General features: G+C 64.7%; 1 protein-coding gene. It reads right to left on the bottom strand.

From position 1 onward, the window contains the following. Positions 1–33: 33 nt before the first annotated feature. Entirely contained in the window at positions 34–1,317 is a 1,284-nt protein-coding gene (locus tag AC07FN_RS45885) for an IS256 family transposase (RefSeq protein WP_478401382.1), read from the bottom strand. Positions 1,318–1,431: the final 114 nt, after the last annotated feature.

A 1,431-nucleotide genomic window follows, 5' to 3' on the forward strand; every position in this document is an offset into this window, starting at 1 on the left:
GAGGAATAGTCAAGACCTGTGGGTCAAGATTGTTTAGGCGGCGGTGGGTGGGGCGTGGTCGTCGGGGCGTTCGACGAGTTTGCCGCCCTCGAAGCGTGCTCCCGCGCGTACCAAGGCGACGAGTTGGGGTGCGTTGACCGCGCGCCAGCGGGTCTGGGCGGACTCGATGAGCTTGAACGCCATCGCTAGTCCGGCCGCCCGCGAGCCTGGTCCCTTGGTGACTTTGCTGCGGTGCCGCACGGTCGCGAACGTGGATTCGATGGGGTTGGTGGTGCGCAGATGCACCCAGTGCTGTGCCGGATAGTTGTAGAAGGCCAGCAGCTCGTCGACATCGTCGGTGATCTTGGCGACGGCCTTGGGAAACTTGGCCCCGTAGGCGGCCTCGAACGCTTTCACCGCGTCCAGGGCATGCCGGCGGTCCTCGGCATTCCAGATTTCGGCCAGTGCCTTCTTCGCACCCGGATGAGCCGATTTCGGCAGCGAGGCAAGCACGTTGCCGATCTTGTGGAACCAGCATCGCTGCGCTCGGGTAGCAGGGAAAACCTCGTGTAGCGCGCCCCAAAACCCCAGCGCCCCGTCGCCGATGGCCAGCACCGGCCCTCGCATCCCACGACGGGCGCAGTCCCGGAGCAGATCGGCCCACGATTCGGTGGACTCTCGGTAGCCGTCGGCCAGGGCGACGAGTTCCTTGCGGCCGTCGGCTCGGACACCGATCATCACCAGCAGGCAGAGTTTGTGTTCTTCCAGGCGAATGTTCACATGGATACCGTCCGCCCACAGATACACATAGTCCACTTCGGACAGATCTCGTTCGGTGAACGCACGATGCTCGGTCCTCCACTGCTCGGTCAGTTTCGTGATCACAGGGGCGGATAACCCCTTGCTACTGCCCAGAAACTGCCCCAGTGCGGGCACGAAATCACCGGATGACAGCCCGTGCAGATACAGCAGCGGCAACACCTCGGTGATCTTCGGGGTCTTGCGCGCCCAGGGCGGCAGGATCGCCGAGGAAAACCGCCGGCGCGCACCGGTGTCCGGGTCGGTGCGCTTGTCGTTGACCCGCGGCGCCTGAACCTCGACCGCACCGGCAGACGTCAGGACCTCATGGGCCTGGTGGTAACCGTTACGCACGACCAGGCGGTGGCCGCGCTCGTCGCGGGCGTCGGCGAACTGCGCGATGTAGGCGTCCACCTCGGCCTGCAACGCCTCCGCCAGCATCCGGCGGGCACCCTCACGGACGATCTCATCGATCAACGACGCCGAACCCGTGACAGGGCCATCGTCACGGGAATCAAAGTCAGGGACTACGCTGAGCATCGGGTCGTACCTTCCCAGCCAGCGTTGCAGCGCTGGCCATGCTTGGAACCTTGCATCCGATCACTGGGAAGGTACGCCCCTTCCCAGCCGATCCACAGGTCTCCAGCATTGCTC

It is taken from the genome of Saccharopolyspora sp. NPDC045941 (assembly GCF_056431445.1).